Source organism: Kitasatospora herbaricolor (genome assembly GCF_030813695.1).
In the GTDB taxonomy this organism is placed as follows: Bacteria; Actinomycetota; Actinomycetes; order Streptomycetales; family Streptomycetaceae; genus Kitasatospora; species Kitasatospora herbaricolor.
Genome location: NZ_JAUSVA010000002.1, coordinates 7,138,569 through 7,154,327 on the forward strand (window position 1 = coordinate 7,138,569; position 15,759 = coordinate 7,154,327).

Sequence of the window (15,759 nt, forward strand, 5' to 3'; positions counted from 1 at the left end):
GGCGGGCGGTACCCGGCGGGAGCGGAAAGCGCGAGACGGAAGTGGACACAGTGACGGGAACGGACCACGCGATGACCGACCACCACGTGATGCCCGGCCACCACGGGGCGGGCGACGACCACGTCTACCTGACCCTCAGCGAGGCCGGTCCGGAACTCGACGGCGAGGCCCGGTGGGCGTACGGCACCGGCTTCTCCGACCCGCTGCTGGGCGTGGACACCACCGTGCCGGAGGGCCTGGACGGCGCCGACCTGGCCGCCTACTGCCTGATGCTCGGCGACGACGCGCTGGTGCTGGCCCAGCGGCTGACCGAGTGGTGCACCCGGGCGCCCGAGCTGGAGGAGGAGGTGGCGCTGGCCAACCTCGGCCTCGACCTGCTCGGCCAGGCCCGGCTGCTGCTCACCCGGGCCGGCCAGGCCGACGGCACCGGCCGCGGCGAGGACGAGCTGGCGTACTGGCGGGAGGAGCACGAGTTCCGCAACGTCCGCCTGGTCGAGGCGCCGAACGGGGACTTCGCCCACTCGGTCGCCCGGCTGCTGCTCTTCGCCACCGCCCGCAAGGCGCTGTACGAACTGCTGGCCGGCCACCCCGACCCGGTGCTCGCCGCGGTGGCGGCGCGCGGCGTGCTGGAGCTGGCCTACCACCAGGAGTACGCCACCGCCTGGACGCTGCGGCTCGGCGACGGCACCCCGTACTCGGCGGCCCGGATGCAGGCCGGCCTGGACGCCGTCTGGCCGCTGCTGGACGAACTGTTCACCCCGCACCCGGTGGAGCTGCGGATCGGAGCCGACCCGTCCGCGCTGCGGGAGCCCGTGCTGCGCACCCTCGCCGCGGTGCTCGCCGAGGCGGGCCTCACCGTGCCCGAGGCCCGGCCGCTGGCCTTCGTCGGCGGACGCGCGGGGCGGGACGGCGTGCACACCGAGGCGCTCGGGCCGCTGCTGGCGGAGTTCCAGGTGGTGGCCAGGGCGCATCCGGGTGCGACATGGTGACGGCCCCGGCCACCGCCTGGGACGTCGCCGCGGCCGTCCCCGACCCCGAGCTGCCGATGCTGACCCTGGCCGAACTGGGCGTACTGGCCGAGGTGGAGACCGAAGGCCGGGCCGTCACGGCCTGGCTGACCCCGACCTACTCGGGCTGCCCGGCGATCGCCGAGATGGCCGCCGACGTGGACGCCCGGCTGCGGGCGGCCGGCTACCCGGAGGTCCGGGTCCGGCTGCGGCTGGACCCGCCGTGGTCCACCGACCGGATCACCGAGGAAGGCCGCCGCAAGCTCGCCGAGGCCGGCATCGCCCCGCCGGGGCCGGCCGGCCCGCCGCTGCTGCGGCTCGGGCCGACCAGGCACCGGGCGGTCACCTGCCCGCAGTGCGGCGGCACCGACACCGAGGAGCTGTCCCGCTTCGGCTCCACGGCCTGCAAGGCGCTCTGGCGCTGCCGCGACTGCCGTGAGCCCTTCGAACGCATCAAGGAGATCTGAATGACCGCCCGCCGACCGGTCTTCCACCCGCTGCGGATCGCCCTGGTGGAGCAGCTCTGCGAGGACGCCGTGGCGGTCACCTTCGACGTCCCGGACGCGCTCGCCGAGGAGTTCGCGTTCCGTCCCGGCCAGACGCTGACCCTGCGCCTGGTGCTGGGCGGCGTCGACGAGCGCCGCTCGTACTCGATCTGCGCCCCGGCCGGCGGCCCGCTGCGGATCGCCGTCCGTGAGGTGCCCGGCGGGCTGTTCTCCCGGCGGCTGGTCCGCGAGGCCCGCGCGGGTGACGAGATCGAGGTGCTGCCGCCGGGCGGCCTGTTCAGCCCGGAGACCGACGTTCCCGGCGAGCACGTGCTGGTCGCGGCGGGCTCCGGCATCACCCCGATGCTGTCGATCGCCGGCTCGGTGCTGGCCGCCGACCGGACGTCCCAGGTCACCCTGCTGTACGGGAACCGGCGCAGCGACACCGTGATGTTCGCCGACGAGCTCGCCGATCTCAAGGACCGCTACCTCGGCCGGTTCCAGCTGCTGCACGTGCTCTCCCGGGAGACCCGCGACGCGGAACTGCTCACCGGGCGGCTGGACCCCGAGCGGGTCGGCGCGCTGCTGAACGCCCTGGTGGACGTCCCCGAGGTGGACCACTGGTGGCTCTGCGGCCCGTTCGGCATGGTGACCGGGGCGAAGGAGCTGCTGGCCGGGCTCGGCGTGCCGGCCGAGCGGGTGCACCAGGAGCTGTTCCACGCGGACGACGAGCCCGTCGCGGATCGCCCCGAGGCGCCGGTCGACGGTGAATCGAGCGAGGTCACCGTGGTGCTCGACGGGCGGGGCAGCACCCTGGCGCTGCCGCGCGACCGCTCGATCCTGGACGGCGCCCAGCGCTCCCGGCCGGACCTGCCGTTCGCCTGCAAGGGCGGCGTCTGCGGCACCTGCCGCGCCCTGGTGACCGAGGGCGAGGTCGAGATGCGGCGGAACTTCGCGCTGGAGGAGAAGGAGCTGGCCGAGGGCTACGTGCTGACCTGCCAGGCCAGGCCGGTGACGGACCGGGTGACGGTCGACTACGACCGCTGAGCCGGTACGGCGGCGGCCGGGCGGCGAGCCGGGTCGCCGAGCAGCCGGACGATCCCGTTGACCGCCGCCCGCCCGGCCCGGTTGGCGCCGACGGTGCTGGCCGACGGCCCGTACCCGACCAGGTGGATCCGCGGGTCGTCGGTGGCCCGGGTGCCGTCCATCCGGATGCCGCCACCCGGGCCGCGCAGCCCCAGCGGCGCCAGGTGCCCGACCTCGGGCCGGAACCCGGTGGCCCAGACGATCGCGTCCACCGCCAGTTCCTCCTCGCCCCAGGCGACGCCGTGCTCGGTCAGCCGGTCGAACATCGGCCGGCGGTCCAGCGCGCCCAGCTCCCGGGCCCGCCGGTACGCGACGGACGGGCCGAGCCCGGTCACGCTGACCACGCTGCGCACCGGCAGCCCCTGCCGGACCCGCTCCTCCACCATGGCCACAGCCGCCCGCCCGGCCTCAGGGCTGAACGGGCCGTCGCGGTAGACCGGCGGGGTGCGGGTCACCCAGACCGTCTCGGCGATCGCCGCGACCTCCGAGAGCACCTGGATCGCGGACGCGCCGCCGCCGACCACCAGCACACGGCGCCCGGCGAACTCCTCCGGGCCCCGGTAGTCGGCGTAGTGCAGCTGCCGCCCGCCGAACCGGCCTGGGTAGTGCGGCAGGAAGGGCCTGGTCCAGGTACCGGTCGCGTTGATCAGCGCCCGGGCGGTCCAGTGGCCGGCGTCGGTCTCCACCAGCAGCCGGGAGTCGGGCAGCGTGCGGACGGCGTGGACGCGCACCGGGCGCACAACCGGCAGCGCGTGCCGGGCCTCGTACGCCGCGAAGTAACCCGGCACCACCTCGCGCGCCGGGGCGTCCGGGTCCGGCGGGGGGAGTTCGAAGTCGGGGAGGTCGTGGAAGCCGTGCACGGTGGCCATCCGCAGCGAGGGGGAGCGGTGCGCCCAGGCGCCGCCGGGTGCCCCGTCGGCGTCCAGCACCACGAAGCCGCCGCCGTCCCCGGTGCCCGCTCCGGCCGGCAGGTCGCCCGGGCGGGCCGTGACCGGGGCGAAGCCGCGTCGGCGCAGGTGGTAGGCGGCGGACAGGCCGGCCTGCCCGGCACCGATCACGACCACGTCGACGTCGACCGTGCGGGTGGCGGCCCCGGCACCGCCGACAACAGTTGCCCCGTAAACATTCACGCCCATGAAACATCGGACCCGGCGGGCCTGTTCCCGCCGGGTCCGGCCCCGCACCGGCATCGCCCCGGGCCGGCCCCGCCAGGCTCCGCGCCGCCTGCCGGGCCCGGTGCTCAGGTCAGCGGCGAGATCACCGCCGCCGTGCCGTACGCGCAGACCTCGGTGCCCACGTCGGCGGCCTCCGAGACGTCGAAGCGCATCATCAGCACCGCGTTGCCGCCGCGCGCCTGGGCCTGCGCGACCAGCCGCTCCATCGCCTCGTTGCGGCTCTGCACCAGGGTCTTGGTCAGCCCCTTCAGCTCACCGCCCACCAGGGACTTCAGCGAGGCGCCGATCTGGCTGCCGACGTGCCGGCTGCGGACCGTCAGCCCGAAGACCTCGCCGATCACATGGTCGACCCGGAAACCCGGCACATCGTTCGTGGTCACCACCATCACCTGGGCGTTCTGTCCCTGCCCGCCGCCGAACTCGTCAAGGTTGCTCATGGGCCCATCCTGCGCGCGCCACCCGGCCCGCTCGGCGGAGGCAGGGCCGAGAAGGTGGGCCAGACCGGTGATCGGGCGCCGGAAAAGCCGTACCGTAGGCGCATGGGCGAGCGAAGCGATCATCCGCAGGGGCAGGGCGCCACGGAGGACTCCGGCGCGCGGGAAATCGAGGCGACGGTGGTGCTGGGCCTGCGCATCACCGACTGGCCCGCGCTGCGCGCCGCCGCCAGAGCGGCGGTCGAGGACCTGGACTTCGAGGGCGTCGACCCGGCCGGGCAGCGCCGTGAACTGCTGCGGGAGGTGTCCGAGGACCCGAACGCCGCCCTCGGCGTGCTGCTGCACCCGGACCGGCTGGTGGCCGCCATGCCGGGCGTCGACGCGCTCGGCGGCACCCTGGAGATCAGCGTCACCGAGGACTTCGCACCCGACTTCGCCGAGCTCTTCCCGCTCGACGGCGACGAGGAGGGCAGCGGCGGCGTCGGCGACTGGACCCTCACCCCCCGCACCGCCTGCCTCCTGCACGCCCAGCTCCTCGGCCTGGCCGACGCGGCCTACGACGACCTGGAGGAGCACGAGGGCGAGCCCGTGCTGGAGAGCGAGGAGCACGAATGGGCGGTCCTCGGCCGCCTGCCCACCCGCACCTGGGGCCTGCACCGCGGCTGGCGCCGCTCGATGGCCCGCGCCTTCGACGACCTCGCCGACGACCTGGCCCTCGGTGAGTGGCCGCTGCCGCGCTGCCCGGCCGAGGACATCGCCCTGCGGATGGCGCTGGCCGACGCCCGCAACCTGCTGGGCGCCCAGCCGGAATCCGTCGCCGACATGATGGGCGACCTGCCCGCCGACCTCTACGACTACGACTGGGACGGCTGCCTGGACGAGCTGTTCGGCGTCTACGGCCCCGAGGACGGCGACCCGGAGGCGGACACCGCCAGTCGCACCGAGGAACTGATCGCCGCCACCCACCCCGAGGGCTGGTTCCTCCCGTACGAGGACGCCGAGGAGCGGGACCCGCAGCGCGGCTACCGGCGCTGACGGCGGGCCCGGTCCCGCCCGGCCCGCCCCGCCGGCCGCGGGCCCGCGGGGCGGGCCGGGCGGGGGCGGACCGCGGCGGGCCCGGGCCGGGCGGCGGGGGAGCGGGCGGCGGCTGGCATCCTTGACGGGTGACCACACCGTTCGACGCCCCCAGCCCCGAAGACGCGCCCGCCGGGCGCGACGCCAACCCCCAGTACGTGCTGCCGCTCGTCGTCCGGATGGAGCGGTCCGAACCGCCCGGCCGCACCGACGCGCTGGAGACCTCGGCCCGCGCCGTGCTGACGCTGCTGGACGACCCCCGGGTGACCGATCCGGACGGCGAGTGGGCCGCCCTGGTCGTCGCCTGGACGGACGGCCGGATCCGCAAGGTGGTCCGCCGGGCCCGGGGCGGCGAGTGGCGCAAGGCCGGCGAGCTGCCGGGCATCACCGTGACCGGCGCCGAGGCCGAGGTCCGGGTCTTCCCGCCCGTCCCGCTGGACGGCTGGCCCAAGGAGCTGGCCAAGCTCCAGGTCTCCGGCACCGACCTGGAGGAGACCACGCCGCCGGCCGCCCCCGAGCCCGGCCTGCCCGTGCTCTGGCTCAACCCGGAGCTGGAGATGAGCGCCGGCAAGACCATGGCCCAGACCGGCCACGCCGCCCAGCTCGCCTGGTGGCGCCTGGACGAGGCACAGCGCAAGGAATGGGCCGGGAACGGCTTCGCCCTCGCCGTCCGGACTGCCACGCCGCAGGCGTGGGCCGAGCTGACGGCCAGTGGCCTGCCCCTGGTGCAGGACGCGGGGTTCACCGAGATCGCTCCCGGCAGCTCCACCGTGGTGGCCGACCACCCGGCGCTGCGCGAGGGGTAGCCGGCGCCCGCACCGGCGGGGCCGGGCGGTACGTACGGGGCTCAGGGGCACAGGCGCACAGGGCAGAGGCCGACAAGGGGGACCACCGGTGCCGGAACTGACGCAACGGCGACCGCCGTCCGAGGGGGACGACGTCGCCTCCGGGGCCGCCGGGCCCCGTCCCGCCGTGCCCGGTGACCGGGCGGAGCACCTGCTGGCCATGCACCGACTGGCGGTGGGGCCCGACGCCACGGCCGCGCTGCTGGGCTGGCTGGCCCGGCGCGGCGGCCGGTGGACCGCGCTGCTGGACGCCGACGGCGCCGTCCTCCGGGCGGCCGCCCCGACCGGCGGGGCTCCGGCCGGAGAGGCGCCGGAGGGCGCCCTCGTCGGGCTCGCCGCCGAGGGTGCGGCGCTGCTGCGGGCGCAGGGCGCCGGCTCGGCGCGGATCGACCGGGCGGGCCTGACCGGCTGGTTCGTGGCGGCCGGCGGCGGTCCGGCGCGCCCCGTGCTGGCGGCGGCCGGCCGCGGGGCCGGCCCGGCCGGCCTGCCACGGCTGCTGGCCGACGCCGCCCGGCTGGTGGGGCTCTGCCGGCAGGTCGAGGCGGCCGCCCGCGACCGCGAGCGGTCCGAACGGGCCGACGCGGGCAGCCGCGAGGCGGTCCTGCACCTGCTGATGATCGGTGAACTGCCGGCGGCCCACCGGATCGCGGCGGCGCTGGGGCCCGAGCTGCCGGACCCGGTCCGGATCCGGGTGGTGGAGGGGCCGGTCGGGCGGCGGGCCGAGATCGCCGTCGAATGGGCCGCGGCCACCGGCGACCGGTCCTGGATCGTGCCCTGCCCGGTCAACCACGGCCACCTCATCGCCGTCTCCCCGGCCGACCTCGCGCCGACCGCCGGGGGCGAGCCGGCCGTGCCCGCCGACTGCGCGATCGGGGTGAGCGGCGCCGTCCCGCTGCGCGAGACCGCGCTCGGCTACGAGCAGGCCTTCCACGCGCTGGCCGCGGCCCGGTCGGTGCCGGGCCGGCAGGTGGTCTTCGACGGACACGGCGACCTCGCCCCGCTGCTGGGGCCGGCCGGGGCCGGCTGGGCGCGGCAGCTGCTCCGCCCGCTGACCGAGTACGCCCCCGTGCGCCGGGCCGATCCGGGGGCGGCCGAGCTGTTGGGCACCCTGTCCTCCTGGCTGGCCTTCGGCACCGCCGCCGTACGCCATCTCAAGGTGCACCGGAACACCCTCGCCGCCCGGCTCGACCGGATCCAGGAACTCCTCGGGCTGGACCTGGAACGCCTCCCCGGCCAGGCCACCGCCTCGCTGGCGCTGCGGCTGAGGGCGGTCCCCGTCCTGCCCGCCGGCCCGGCGGCGCCCGCCGTGCCGCCCGGTCCGGCCGGTCTGGAAATGCTGCTCGCCACCCCCGCCACCGCGCACTGGGCCGAGGCCCTGCTACGCCCGCTGCACGTGGCCGGCCCGCCGACCGCGGCCGCCAGTGTCCGGGCCTGGCTGGCCCAGGACGCCCGGGTGGCCCCGGCGGCGGCCGTGCTCGGCATCAGCGCCCCGGCGCTGCGCAAGCGGCTGCTGCGGATCGAGGAGCTGCTGCAGCGCTCGCTGCTCGAATCGCCGAGTGCCAAGTACGACCTCTGGCTGGCCGGGCGGGCGGGCGCGCTGGCCGAGCGCCCGGGGCGGCCGACCGGGCGGTGACTGGGCGTGGTGTTACCCGGGCGGCCGTCCGGGTGTGCAGATGGAAGCTTTCGCCGCGCTGCGGCCCGAGCCAGGATGGAGTGCGGCCGAGCGGGCCGCCACCGCGCGGGGCCGGGACGGGGAAACGACTCCGGGACCGCGCCCACGGCCCGCGCGGCGCGACCTGGCGAGTCCCACGGGGGATCGGCAACGGGGGTGCACCGCACGGGGGTGCGGCGCGGATCGACCGAGCGGGTCCGTACGGCGGGGGCCCGGGGGGACTGTCCCCCCGGGCCCCCGCCGTCGTGCTCCCCGCCGTCCGGTCCGCCGTCGGGTCCCGTGACCGGGTCGACCCGCCGGCGGGCCGCCCGGCTCAGCCTTCGTAGCGGCGGAACCGCCGCAGCCCGCCGTAGGCCGCCGCACCCGCCCAGAGGGCGAGCAGCAGCGTCCCGGTCCCGTGCGGGAAGGGGACGTCCGGGTCGGTGGCGTAGCGGATGCCGTACTGCCCGGCCTTGTCCGGCAGGAACGGGACGAGCTCGCGGACCCCGGGGACGGCGCCCAGCAGTGTGGTGCCGACCAGCAGCGTGGGGACCAGCAGGCCCATCGCGGCCGTCATGTTGCCGAGCATGGCGGTGACGCCCAGACAGAACACGATCATCAGTGGCGGGTACAGCGCGGCGGCCGCCAGACTGCGCGGTACGCCCGGATCGGTCCAGCCGGCCGGGTGGTCCAGGGTGGCGCGGGCCGCCGCGAACGAGCCGGCCGAGAGCAGCAGCCCCAGGGCCAGGCCGTAGCCGGCCCCCACGGCGAGCTTGCTCCCGTACAGCAGGCCGCGGCGGGGCACCGCCAGCAGGGCGGGCAGGACCGAGCCGGAGTTGAACTCCTGCCCGAGCAGCAGCACTCCGAAGCAGACGAAGGCCGTCTGGAAGACCGTCAGCCCGTAGTGGATGCCGACGCTCGGGTCCTGGATCAGCAGCTCCTGGACGTCCCCGATCAGCGCGCAGACCAGGGCGCTCGCCAGGATGCCGAGCAGGGTGCCGGCCAGCGGGACGGACCAGGTGGTCCGCAGGGTGGTGATCTTCGTCCACTCGGCACGCAGCGCGGTGCCGGCGCTGACCGTCATGGTCACTCCTCGGGCGTCGGGATGTCGGGTGTCGGGTGTCGGGCGTCGGGCCGGGGCCCGGCCCCCGGCCGTTCGGTCAGGCGTCGTGCCGGCGTAGCGAGCGCAGCCCGCCGTACGCGGCCGCCCCGGCCCAGAGCGCCATGATCAGCAGACCGGTCCAGTGCCCGTAGTGGATGCCGGCGGTCTCCTGGTGGCGCAGCGCGTACTGGCCGGCCCGGTCGGGCAGGAACTGCGCCACCTCCCGGACCCCGGGGACGGCCGCCAGCACGGTGGTGCCGAGGAAGACCATCGGGGAGAGCAGGCCCATGGCCGCCGTCAGGTTGCGCAGCATGGCCGTGGCACCGAAGCAGACGATCACCAGCAGCGGGTGGTACAGCACGCCGGCGACGATGCTGCGGACGGTCGCCGGGGAGTCCAGTGCGAGGTCCACACTGGCGCCGGCGGCGAGGTAGGACCCGGCGGTCGAGAACAGTCCCACCAGAAGGCCTATCCCGCCGCCCAGCAGGAGCTTGGCGCCGAACAGCCGGCCGCGGGCGGGCACCGCCGTCAGCGAGGTCCGGACGGTGCCCGAGTTGTACTCCTGCCCGATCAGCAGGATGCCGAAGCAGGCCGCCGCCACCTGGCCGAAGTTGAGGCCGTAGTAGATGCCGAGGCTCGGGTCCTCGGTGAGCGAGGTGTCCGTGGCGCCGTACGCGTCGTTGACGGCGTAGCCGATGCCGACGGTGATCAGCACGCCGAGCAGCGGGGTGATCCAGAGCGAGCGCAGGGTGGTGAGCTTGGTCCACTCCGCGTGCAGGACGGCGGCCGGGCGCCGGGCCGGGGCGGTCGCCGGCCGGCCTGCGAGGGTCGTGGTGGTCATGCCGCCACCGCCCGGTACTCGACGCTGTCCGCGGTCATCCGCATGAAGGCCTCCTCCAACGAGTCCCGCTGGACCGCGATCTCGTACAGCACCACGCCGTGCGCGGCGGCCAGCGCGGCGATCCGCTCCGGCTCGGCGCCGGTGACCTCCCAGGCGCCGTCCTCGGCGGGCTCGGCGGTGAGGCCGGCGCCGGGACCGCGCAGCAGGGCGGTTAGCTTGTCCGGATCGACCGCGCGGACCCGGACCCTGGTCCGGCCGTGCCGGTCGATGAACTCCGCGGTGCTCGCGTCGGCGAGCAGCCGGCCGCGTCCGATCACCACCAGGTGGTCCGCGGTCAGGGCCATCTCCGTCATCAGGTGCGAGGAGACCAGCACCGCCCGGCCCTCGGCGGCCAGGCCGCGCAGCAGGGTCCGGATCCAGCGGATGCCCTCCGGGTCCAGGCCGTTGACCGGCTCGTCCAGCAGCAGCACCGGCGGGTCGCCGAGCAGGGCGCCGGCCACGCCCAGCCGCTGGCGCATCCCCAGCGAGAAGCCCTTGATCCGCTTGCGGGCCACCTCGGCCAGCCCGACCTGGGCGAGCACCGCGTCCACCCGGGAGTCCGGCAGGCCGTTGCTGTGCGCCAGCCAGCGCAGGTGCCCCCGGGCGGTGCGGCCGCCGTGCACGGCGTGGGCGTCCAGCAGCGCGCCGACCTGGCGCAGCGGCTCCGCGAGTTCGGCGTACGGCCGCCCGTCGATCAGCGCCCGGCCCGCATTGGGGCGGTCCAGGCCGAGGATCATCCGCATGCTGGTGGTCTTGCCGGCCCCGTTGGGCCCGAGGAACCCGGTGACCACCCCGGGGCGGACGCCGAAGCTGAGGTCGTCGACGGCGAGGGTCTGCCCGTACGTCTTGCTGAGGCCCTGGACCTCGATCATGGCTGCCTCCCTGACTCGTTGGTGACGGGATCCATTCGACCCGGTGCGGCCGGGGCGGCGGATCCCGCCAGGGAGGGGACCGGCCTCCCTCCCGGGAGGGAGGCCCGTGGCGCCGGTGGCCTGGCACGATGGCCGGGTGCCCAGGATCCTCGCGCCGCTGTTCGCCGCCGCCACCTACGCCCGGTGGCTCCACCTGCTGATCGGCATGGTCTTCGCCGGCGTGGTGCTGATGGTGTACCCGGGCATCGAGGAGGGCGTCGGCATGCTGCGACTCGTCACCTCCGCCACCGTCTGCGACAGCGTGCTGCTGGCGCTGGCGGCGCTGGTCCCGGCGATGCGGCGGGCCGAGGGCGTCCAGGCCCGGCTGCTGCTGATGCCGGACCGCGAGGAGGACATCGGGGTCGAGCGCTCCCGTACCTGGGCCGACCGCCGCCGCACGACGGCCTGGCTGATCGCCCGCGTCGCCCTCGGTATGGCGGTCGGCCTGCTGAGCGTGAACGTGATGACGGTGACCGTCCTGCTGGCCGGCGCCCCCGGCCGGGACGAGCCGCTCGTGCTGTACGGGCAGGCGCTGCCGGTCGGCGGTGATCTCTGGTACCCGCTGTTCGCCCCGCTGGTGCTGTTCGGCGCCGGCTGGCTGGTGGTGCTCGCCGGGCGGCTGCAACTGGCCATGGCGGTGCGGCTGCTGGGCCCCTCGCCGGCCGAGCGGCTGGCCGAGGCCGAGCTGCGGGCCGAGCGGCTGCTGGAGCGCAACCGGCTGGCCCGCGAGCTGCACGACTCGATCGGCCACGCCCTGACGGTGACCGTGCTGCAGGCCGGGGCGGCCCGCGAGGTCGGCGATCCGGCGTTCGTGGCCAAGGCCTTGGAGGTGATCGAGGAGACCGGCCGGCGGGCGATGGACGACCTGGAGCGCACGCTCGTCCTGCTGCGCGACACCCAGGGCGGCGCCGTCACCGAGCAGCCCGGCATCGAGCAGCTGCCGCAGCTCTTCGAGGCGGCGCGGGCGGCCGGCAGTCCGGTCGAGGCCTGGATCGACGTCCCGCCGGGGCGGTTGCCCGGCGTGCTGTCGCGCGAGACCTACCGGATCGTCCAGGAGGCGGTCACCAATCTGCTGCGGCACGCGCCGGGTGAGCCGATCACGGTGCGGATCGCCGTCCGGGACGGCGGGTTGGAGCTGCGCTGCGTCAACGCGACCGACGGCGGCGGCCGTTCACGGGCGAGCGGGGGCAAGGGGCTGCGCGGGATCCGGGAGCGGGCCTCCCTGCTGGGCGGGGAGGCGACGGCCGCCCGGCAGGACGACGAGTGGGTGCTGGCCGTGCGGCTGCCCCTAAGGTTGGGGGCGTGATGATCAAGATCCTGCTGGTCGACGACGAGGAGCTGGTCCGGGCCGGGCTGCGGGCCGTGCTGGAGGCGCAGGGCGACCTGACGGTGGTCGGTGAGGCCGCAGACGGCAGTCAGGTCCTGGGCCTGGTGCGGACCTTGCGGCCCGACGTGGTGCTGATGGACGTCCGGATGCCCGACATGGACGGGCTGACCGCGACCCGCGCCCTGATCGAGGGCTGCCCGGAGCCGCCGAAGATCCTGGTGGTCACCACCTTCGAGAACGACGACTACGTGTACCAGGCGCTGCGGGCGGGCGCCGACGGGTTCCTGCTCAAGCGCTCCCGTCCGGCCGAGATCGCGCACGCCGTACGGCTGGTGGCGGCGGGGGAGTCGCTGCTGTTCCCGGCCGCGATCCGCCGGCTGGCGGCCGGCCAGGGCAACCGCCCGGCCCGGGAGGCGATGTCGCGCGCCGCGCTGACCGAGCGGGAGGCCGAGATCCTGCGCCTGGTGGCGCGCGGGCTCTCCAACGGCGAGATCGCCGGGCAGCTGTTCCTCGGCGTCCAGACGGTCAAGACCCATGTCAGCAGCGTGCTGGCCAAGTTGGGTGCGCGGGACCGCACCCAGGCGGTGATCGCCGCGTACGAGTCCGGGTTCGTGGCGCCGGACGGCGACTGACCTGGCGGGCAGCCCCCGGGGCGTGGCCGGGGGCTGCCCGCCAGGTCAGGCCGGGTAGGCGTGGGTCTGGGCGGCCTTGACCGAGGCCCAGACCGTACTGCCCGGGGCGAGGTCCAGCTCGGCGGCGGCCGCCGGGGTGAGGTCGGCGGCGAGCGGGAGTTCGCCGGTGAGGTCGACCCGGACCTGGTCGCCGTGCAGGTCCAGGCCGGCGACCCGCAACCGCCACACGTTGCGGGCGCTGGACTCGGGCCGGGCCAGGTGCAGGGTGACGGCGGACGGCGGGAAGGCCACGAAGGCCGGGCCGGTCAGCTCCTCGGTGGTGGCGAGCACCCGACCGTCCGCGAGGGTGACCCGGCGGCCGTCGGCGGTGCCCTGGTAGAGGTTGAGGCCGACCAGCCGGGCGATGTAGTCGGTGCGCGGGTGGCGGGCGATCTCGGTGGGCGTCCCGGCCTGCACCTGGCGGCCCTCCTCGATCACCACCAGCCGGTCGGCCAGCACCATCGCGTCCAGCGGGTCGTGCGTCACCAGTACCGCGACCGCCTCGAACTCGGCCAGATGGCGGCGCAGTTGGGAGCGGACGTCGAGCCTGGTCCGGGCGTCCAGGGCGGCCAGCGGCTCGTCCAGCAGCAGCAGGCGCGGGCGGACGGCCAAGGCGCGGGCCAGTGCCACCCGCTGGGCCTGGCCGCCGGAGAGGCTGCCCGGCTTGGCGCCCGCGTGGTCGGCCAGGCCCATCCGCTCCAGCCAGCCGGCCGCCTCGGCGCGGGCCTCCTTCCTGGGGCGGCCCTGGCAGCGCGGGCCGAAGGCGACGTTGTCGAGGGCGCTCAGGTGCGGGAAGAGCAGGTAGTCCTGGAACACCACGCCGACCGGGCGGTCCTCGGCCGGGGTGTGCAGGTGCTGCCGAGGGTCCTCCAGGGTCCGGCCGTCCAGGCGGAGCCGCCCGCCGGTCAGCGGCAGCAGACCGGCCAGCGCGCGCAGGGCGGTGGACTTGCCGGCGCCGTTGGGGCCGAGCAGGGCTACCACCTCGCCGGGGGCGGCGGTGAGGGTCAGGTCGAGGCGGAACCCGGCCCGCTCGACCAGCAGTCGTGCGTCCAGGGCGGGTTCGGCAGCGGCGCTTTCGGCCGTGCTGCCCGCGGTGCCTTCGGCCGCGCTTTCGGCCGTGCTATCGGCCGTAGGGTCGGGCCCGGCGGGGCCTTCGGTGTCGGCCGGGCCCTGGGCCTCGGGGCCGTCGGGGGAGTGCTCGGCGCGTGATGTCATGGCGTGGGCGTCCAGGGGCTGCGGGGGAGGGCCGGTTCGGCGGCCGGGGCGGGCGGGCCCACCGGGTCGTGGGCGTGCGCGGGGCAGTGCACCGGACGGTGCCGGGGCGGCCGGCACCCAGCGGGCGCCGGCCGCCCCGGCACCGTCCGGCGGCGCGTCATGGGGTGGACATCCAGCGGTCCCGCAGACCGACCAGGACGGCCACCGAGACCAGCAGCAGCACCAGGCTCAGCGCGATCGCCGCCTCCGGGTCGCGTTCCATCGCCAGGTACACCGCGAGCGGCATGGTCTGGGTCTTGCCGGGGAAGTTGCCGGCGAAGGTGATCGTCGCCCCGAACTCGCCGAGCGCCCGGGCCCAGGCCAGCACGGCGCCCGCGCCGATGCCGGGCGCGATCAGCGGCAGGGTGACCCGCCGGAAGGCCGTCAGCCGGGAGGCGCCCAGGGTGGCGGCGGCCTCCTCGTAGCGGGGGTCGGCGGCGCGCAGCGCGCCCTCCACGCTGATCACCAGGAAGGGCATCGCGACGAAGGCCTCGGCGAGCACCACCCCGGAGGTGTGGAACGGCAGGGTGATGCCGAAGGCGGAGTCCAGCCAGCGCCCGACGATGCCGCGGCGGCCGAGCACCAGCAGCAGCGCCACGCCGCCGACCACCGGCGGCAGCACCAGCGGCAGCGTCACCAGCGCGCGGACCAGCCGCCGGCCGGGGAACTCGGTGCGGGCCAGCAGCCAGGCGAGCGGGACGCCGAGCACCAGGGAGACCCCGGTGGCCGCCGTCGCGCAGAACAGCGAGAGGCGCAGCGCCTCCCAGACCCCGGGGCTGGTGAGCTGTTCGGGCAGCGCGCTCCACGGCGCCCGCACCAGCAGCCCGACCAGTGGCAGCACCAGGAAGCCGAGGCCGAGCAGGGCGGGCAGCAGCAGGGTGACGGGCAGCCGCGCCGCGGCGCGCCGCCGGCGCGGGCGGCCCGGGGAGGGGCCGTCCGCACCGGCGGGAACCGACCGTGAGGCGGTGCGGGTGCTCACGGGGCCTGGAAGCCCGCCGCGGTCAGCACCTGCTTGGCCTCGGCCGACTGGATGTAGGCGACGAAGGCGGCGGCGCCGTCCTTGTTCGGCGCCTTGGCGAGTGCGGCGATCGGGTAGTCGTTGACGGCCTTCTCGGCCTCGGGGAAGTCCACGCCGTCGATCTTCGCGGCGTCGGCCTTCACATCGGTCCTGTAGACCAGCGAGGCGTCGACCTCGCCCAGCTCGACCTTGGTGAGCGCGCCCTTGACGTCCTGCTCCAGGGTGACCGGGGTGAGGTCGACACCGGCCGCCTTGAGGGCGGTCACGGCGGCGGCGCCGCAGGGCACCTCCTTCGCGCAGAGCGCGACCTTCACACCGGGGGTGGTGAGGTCCTTGAGCGTGGCGACGTGCTTGGGGTTGCCCTTGGGCACGGCGATGGTCAGCGTGTTGCGGACGAAGTTCGCGGCGGTGCCGTTGACGCCGCCCGCGTCGCTGACGGTCTTCATGGTGCTGGTGCTGGCGGCGGCGAACACGTCTGCGGGGGCACCGGAGTTGATGCTCTGGGCCAGCGCGGAGCTGCCGCCGAAGTTGAACTTGACCTTGACGCCCGGGTAGTTCGTCTCGAACTTCTTGCCCAGCTCGGTGAAGGTGCCGGTGAGGGAGGCGGCCGCGAAGACGTTGACCTCGCCGGAGAGCTTGGGTGCGGCGGCGGAGGCGGAGCCCGTCGCGGTGGGGGCGACGTCGGCGCCGGTCTTTCCGCCGTCGCTGCCGCAGGCGGTGGCCCCGAGGCCGAGAGCGAGGGCCGCCGCGGCAGCGACGACGAGTCTGCGGGTGGTGGTGGTCATGGGGTGTTCCCCTCCTGGCGCGCCGGGAGGGGCGCGGGGTGCGAGTGGTGGGCG

General features: G+C 75.9%; 16 protein-coding genes. 8 read left to right on the top strand and 8 right to left on the bottom strand.

What is annotated here, in order from left to right; all coding sequences use genetic code 11:
* Positions 1 to 71: 71 nt before the first annotated feature.
* Genes paaC through paaE form a run of 3 tightly spaced genes read left to right on the top strand, consistent with a single transcriptional unit; the run spans position 72 to position 2,539 of the window.
* Positions 72 to 989, top strand: coding sequence for a 1,2-phenylacetyl-CoA epoxidase subunit PaaC (gene paaC, locus J2S46_RS31015; protein WP_229911976.1), 918 nt, complete (start codon positions 72 to 74; stop codon positions 987 to 989).
* Positions 983 to 1,474: a 1,2-phenylacetyl-CoA epoxidase subunit PaaD gene (gene paaD / locus J2S46_RS31020; protein ID WP_191287860.1), complete on the top strand. Its 492-nt coding sequence runs from the start codon at positions 983 to 985 to the stop codon at positions 1,472 to 1,474. The genes paaC and paaD overlap by 7 nt, the downstream gene beginning before the upstream one ends.
* Positions 1,475 to 2,539: a 1,2-phenylacetyl-CoA epoxidase subunit PaaE gene (paaE, locus tag J2S46_RS31025; protein WP_191287861.1), complete on the top strand. Its 1,065-nt coding sequence runs from the start codon at positions 1,475 to 1,477 to the stop codon at positions 2,537 to 2,539.
* Here the strand turns inward: paaE and J2S46_RS31030 are convergent.
* The gene (locus tag J2S46_RS31030; protein WP_191287862.1) at positions 2,527 to 3,714 is read right to left on the bottom strand and encodes an NAD(P)-binding domain-containing protein; all 1,188 of its coding nucleotides are present in this window, start codon (positions 3,712 to 3,714) and stop codon (positions 2,527 to 2,529) included. The two genes, paaE and J2S46_RS31030, sit on opposite strands and share 13 nt — an antisense overlap.
* Before the next feature lie 104 nt (positions 3,715 to 3,818).
* The gene (locus tag J2S46_RS31035) at positions 3,819 to 4,190 is read right to left on the bottom strand and encodes a YbjQ family protein (RefSeq protein WP_073922696.1); all 372 of its coding nucleotides are present in this window, start codon (positions 4,188 to 4,190) and stop codon (positions 3,819 to 3,821) included.
* Between the two features lie 102 nt (positions 4,191 to 4,292).
* On the opposite strand from J2S46_RS31035, the gene J2S46_RS31040 reads away from it, so the two are divergent.
* The 3 genes from J2S46_RS31040 to J2S46_RS31050 all read left to right on the top strand — a co-directional run bounded on the left by J2S46_RS31040 (position 4,293) and on the right by J2S46_RS31050 (position 7,739).
* Positions 4,293 to 5,222: a hypothetical protein gene (locus J2S46_RS31040; protein ID WP_191287863.1), complete on the top strand. Its 930-nt coding sequence runs from the start codon at positions 4,293 to 4,295 to the stop codon at positions 5,220 to 5,222.
* A 128-nt stretch (positions 5,223 to 5,350) separates the two neighbouring features.
* Positions 5,351 to 6,067: an aminoacyl-tRNA hydrolase gene (locus J2S46_RS31045; RefSeq protein WP_229911977.1), complete on the top strand. Its 717-nt coding sequence runs from the start codon at positions 5,351 to 5,353 to the stop codon at positions 6,065 to 6,067.
* An 88-nt stretch (positions 6,068 to 6,155) separates the two neighbouring features.
* Positions 6,156 to 7,739 (top strand): helix-turn-helix domain-containing protein, encoded by a 1,584-nt coding sequence (locus tag J2S46_RS31050; protein WP_229911978.1) that lies wholly within the window; start codon positions 6,156 to 6,158, stop codon positions 7,737 to 7,739.
* A gap of 352 nt (positions 7,740 to 8,091) precedes the next feature.
* Here the strand turns inward: J2S46_RS31050 and J2S46_RS31055 are convergent, their stop codons facing one another.
* From J2S46_RS31055 to J2S46_RS31065, 3 genes are all read right to left on the bottom strand, one after another.
* Positions 8,092 to 8,841 carry a hypothetical protein gene (locus J2S46_RS31055; RefSeq protein WP_190209652.1) on the bottom strand — a complete coding sequence of 250 codons (750 nt, stop codon included), beginning with the start codon at positions 8,839 to 8,841 and terminating at the stop codon, positions 8,092 to 8,094.
* A gap of 76 nt (positions 8,842 to 8,917) precedes the next feature.
* On the bottom strand, positions 8,918 to 9,700 hold the full coding sequence (locus J2S46_RS31060; RefSeq protein WP_191287864.1) for an ABC transporter permease subunit: 783 nt from the start codon (positions 9,698 to 9,700) through the stop codon (positions 8,918 to 8,920).
* Positions 9,697 to 10,611, bottom strand: coding sequence for an ABC transporter ATP-binding protein (locus J2S46_RS31065; protein ID WP_191287865.1), 915 nt, complete (start codon positions 10,609 to 10,611; stop codon positions 9,697 to 9,699). The genes J2S46_RS31060 and J2S46_RS31065 overlap by 4 nt, the downstream gene beginning before the upstream one ends.
* 136 nt (positions 10,612 to 10,747) lie before the next feature.
* Here J2S46_RS31065 and J2S46_RS31070 point away from each other — a divergent pair, with 136 nt between their 5' ends.
* A complete protein-coding gene (locus J2S46_RS31070; RefSeq protein WP_229911980.1) occupies positions 10,748 to 11,956 on the top strand; it encodes a sensor histidine kinase in 1,209 nt (402 codons plus the stop codon).
* Positions 11,956 to 12,609 (top strand): response regulator transcription factor, encoded by a 654-nt coding sequence (locus tag J2S46_RS31075; RefSeq protein WP_370882336.1) that lies wholly within the window; start codon positions 11,956 to 11,958, stop codon positions 12,607 to 12,609. Before J2S46_RS31070 ends, J2S46_RS31075 begins: the two co-directional genes overlap by 1 nt.
* A 45-nt stretch (positions 12,610 to 12,654) precedes the next feature.
* Here J2S46_RS31075 and J2S46_RS31080 read toward each other — a convergent pair whose 3' ends face one another.
* The 3 genes from J2S46_RS31080 to modA all read right to left on the bottom strand — a co-directional run bounded on the left by J2S46_RS31080 (position 12,655) and on the right by modA (position 15,705).
* Positions 12,655 to 13,863, bottom strand: coding sequence for an ABC transporter ATP-binding protein (locus tag J2S46_RS31080; protein WP_191287867.1), 1,209 nt, complete (start codon positions 13,861 to 13,863; stop codon positions 12,655 to 12,657).
* A gap of 157 nt (positions 13,864 to 14,020) precedes the next feature.
* Positions 14,021 to 14,881 carry an ABC transporter permease gene (locus J2S46_RS31085; protein WP_191287868.1) on the bottom strand — a complete coding sequence of 287 codons (861 nt, stop codon included), beginning with the start codon at positions 14,879 to 14,881 and terminating at the stop codon, positions 14,021 to 14,023.
* Positions 14,878 to 15,705: a molybdate ABC transporter substrate-binding protein gene (modA, locus tag J2S46_RS31090; protein ID WP_191287869.1), complete on the bottom strand. Its 828-nt coding sequence runs from the start codon at positions 15,703 to 15,705 to the stop codon at positions 14,878 to 14,880. The genes J2S46_RS31085 and modA overlap by 4 nt, the downstream gene beginning before the upstream one ends.
* Positions 15,706 to 15,759 lie beyond the last annotated feature (54 nt).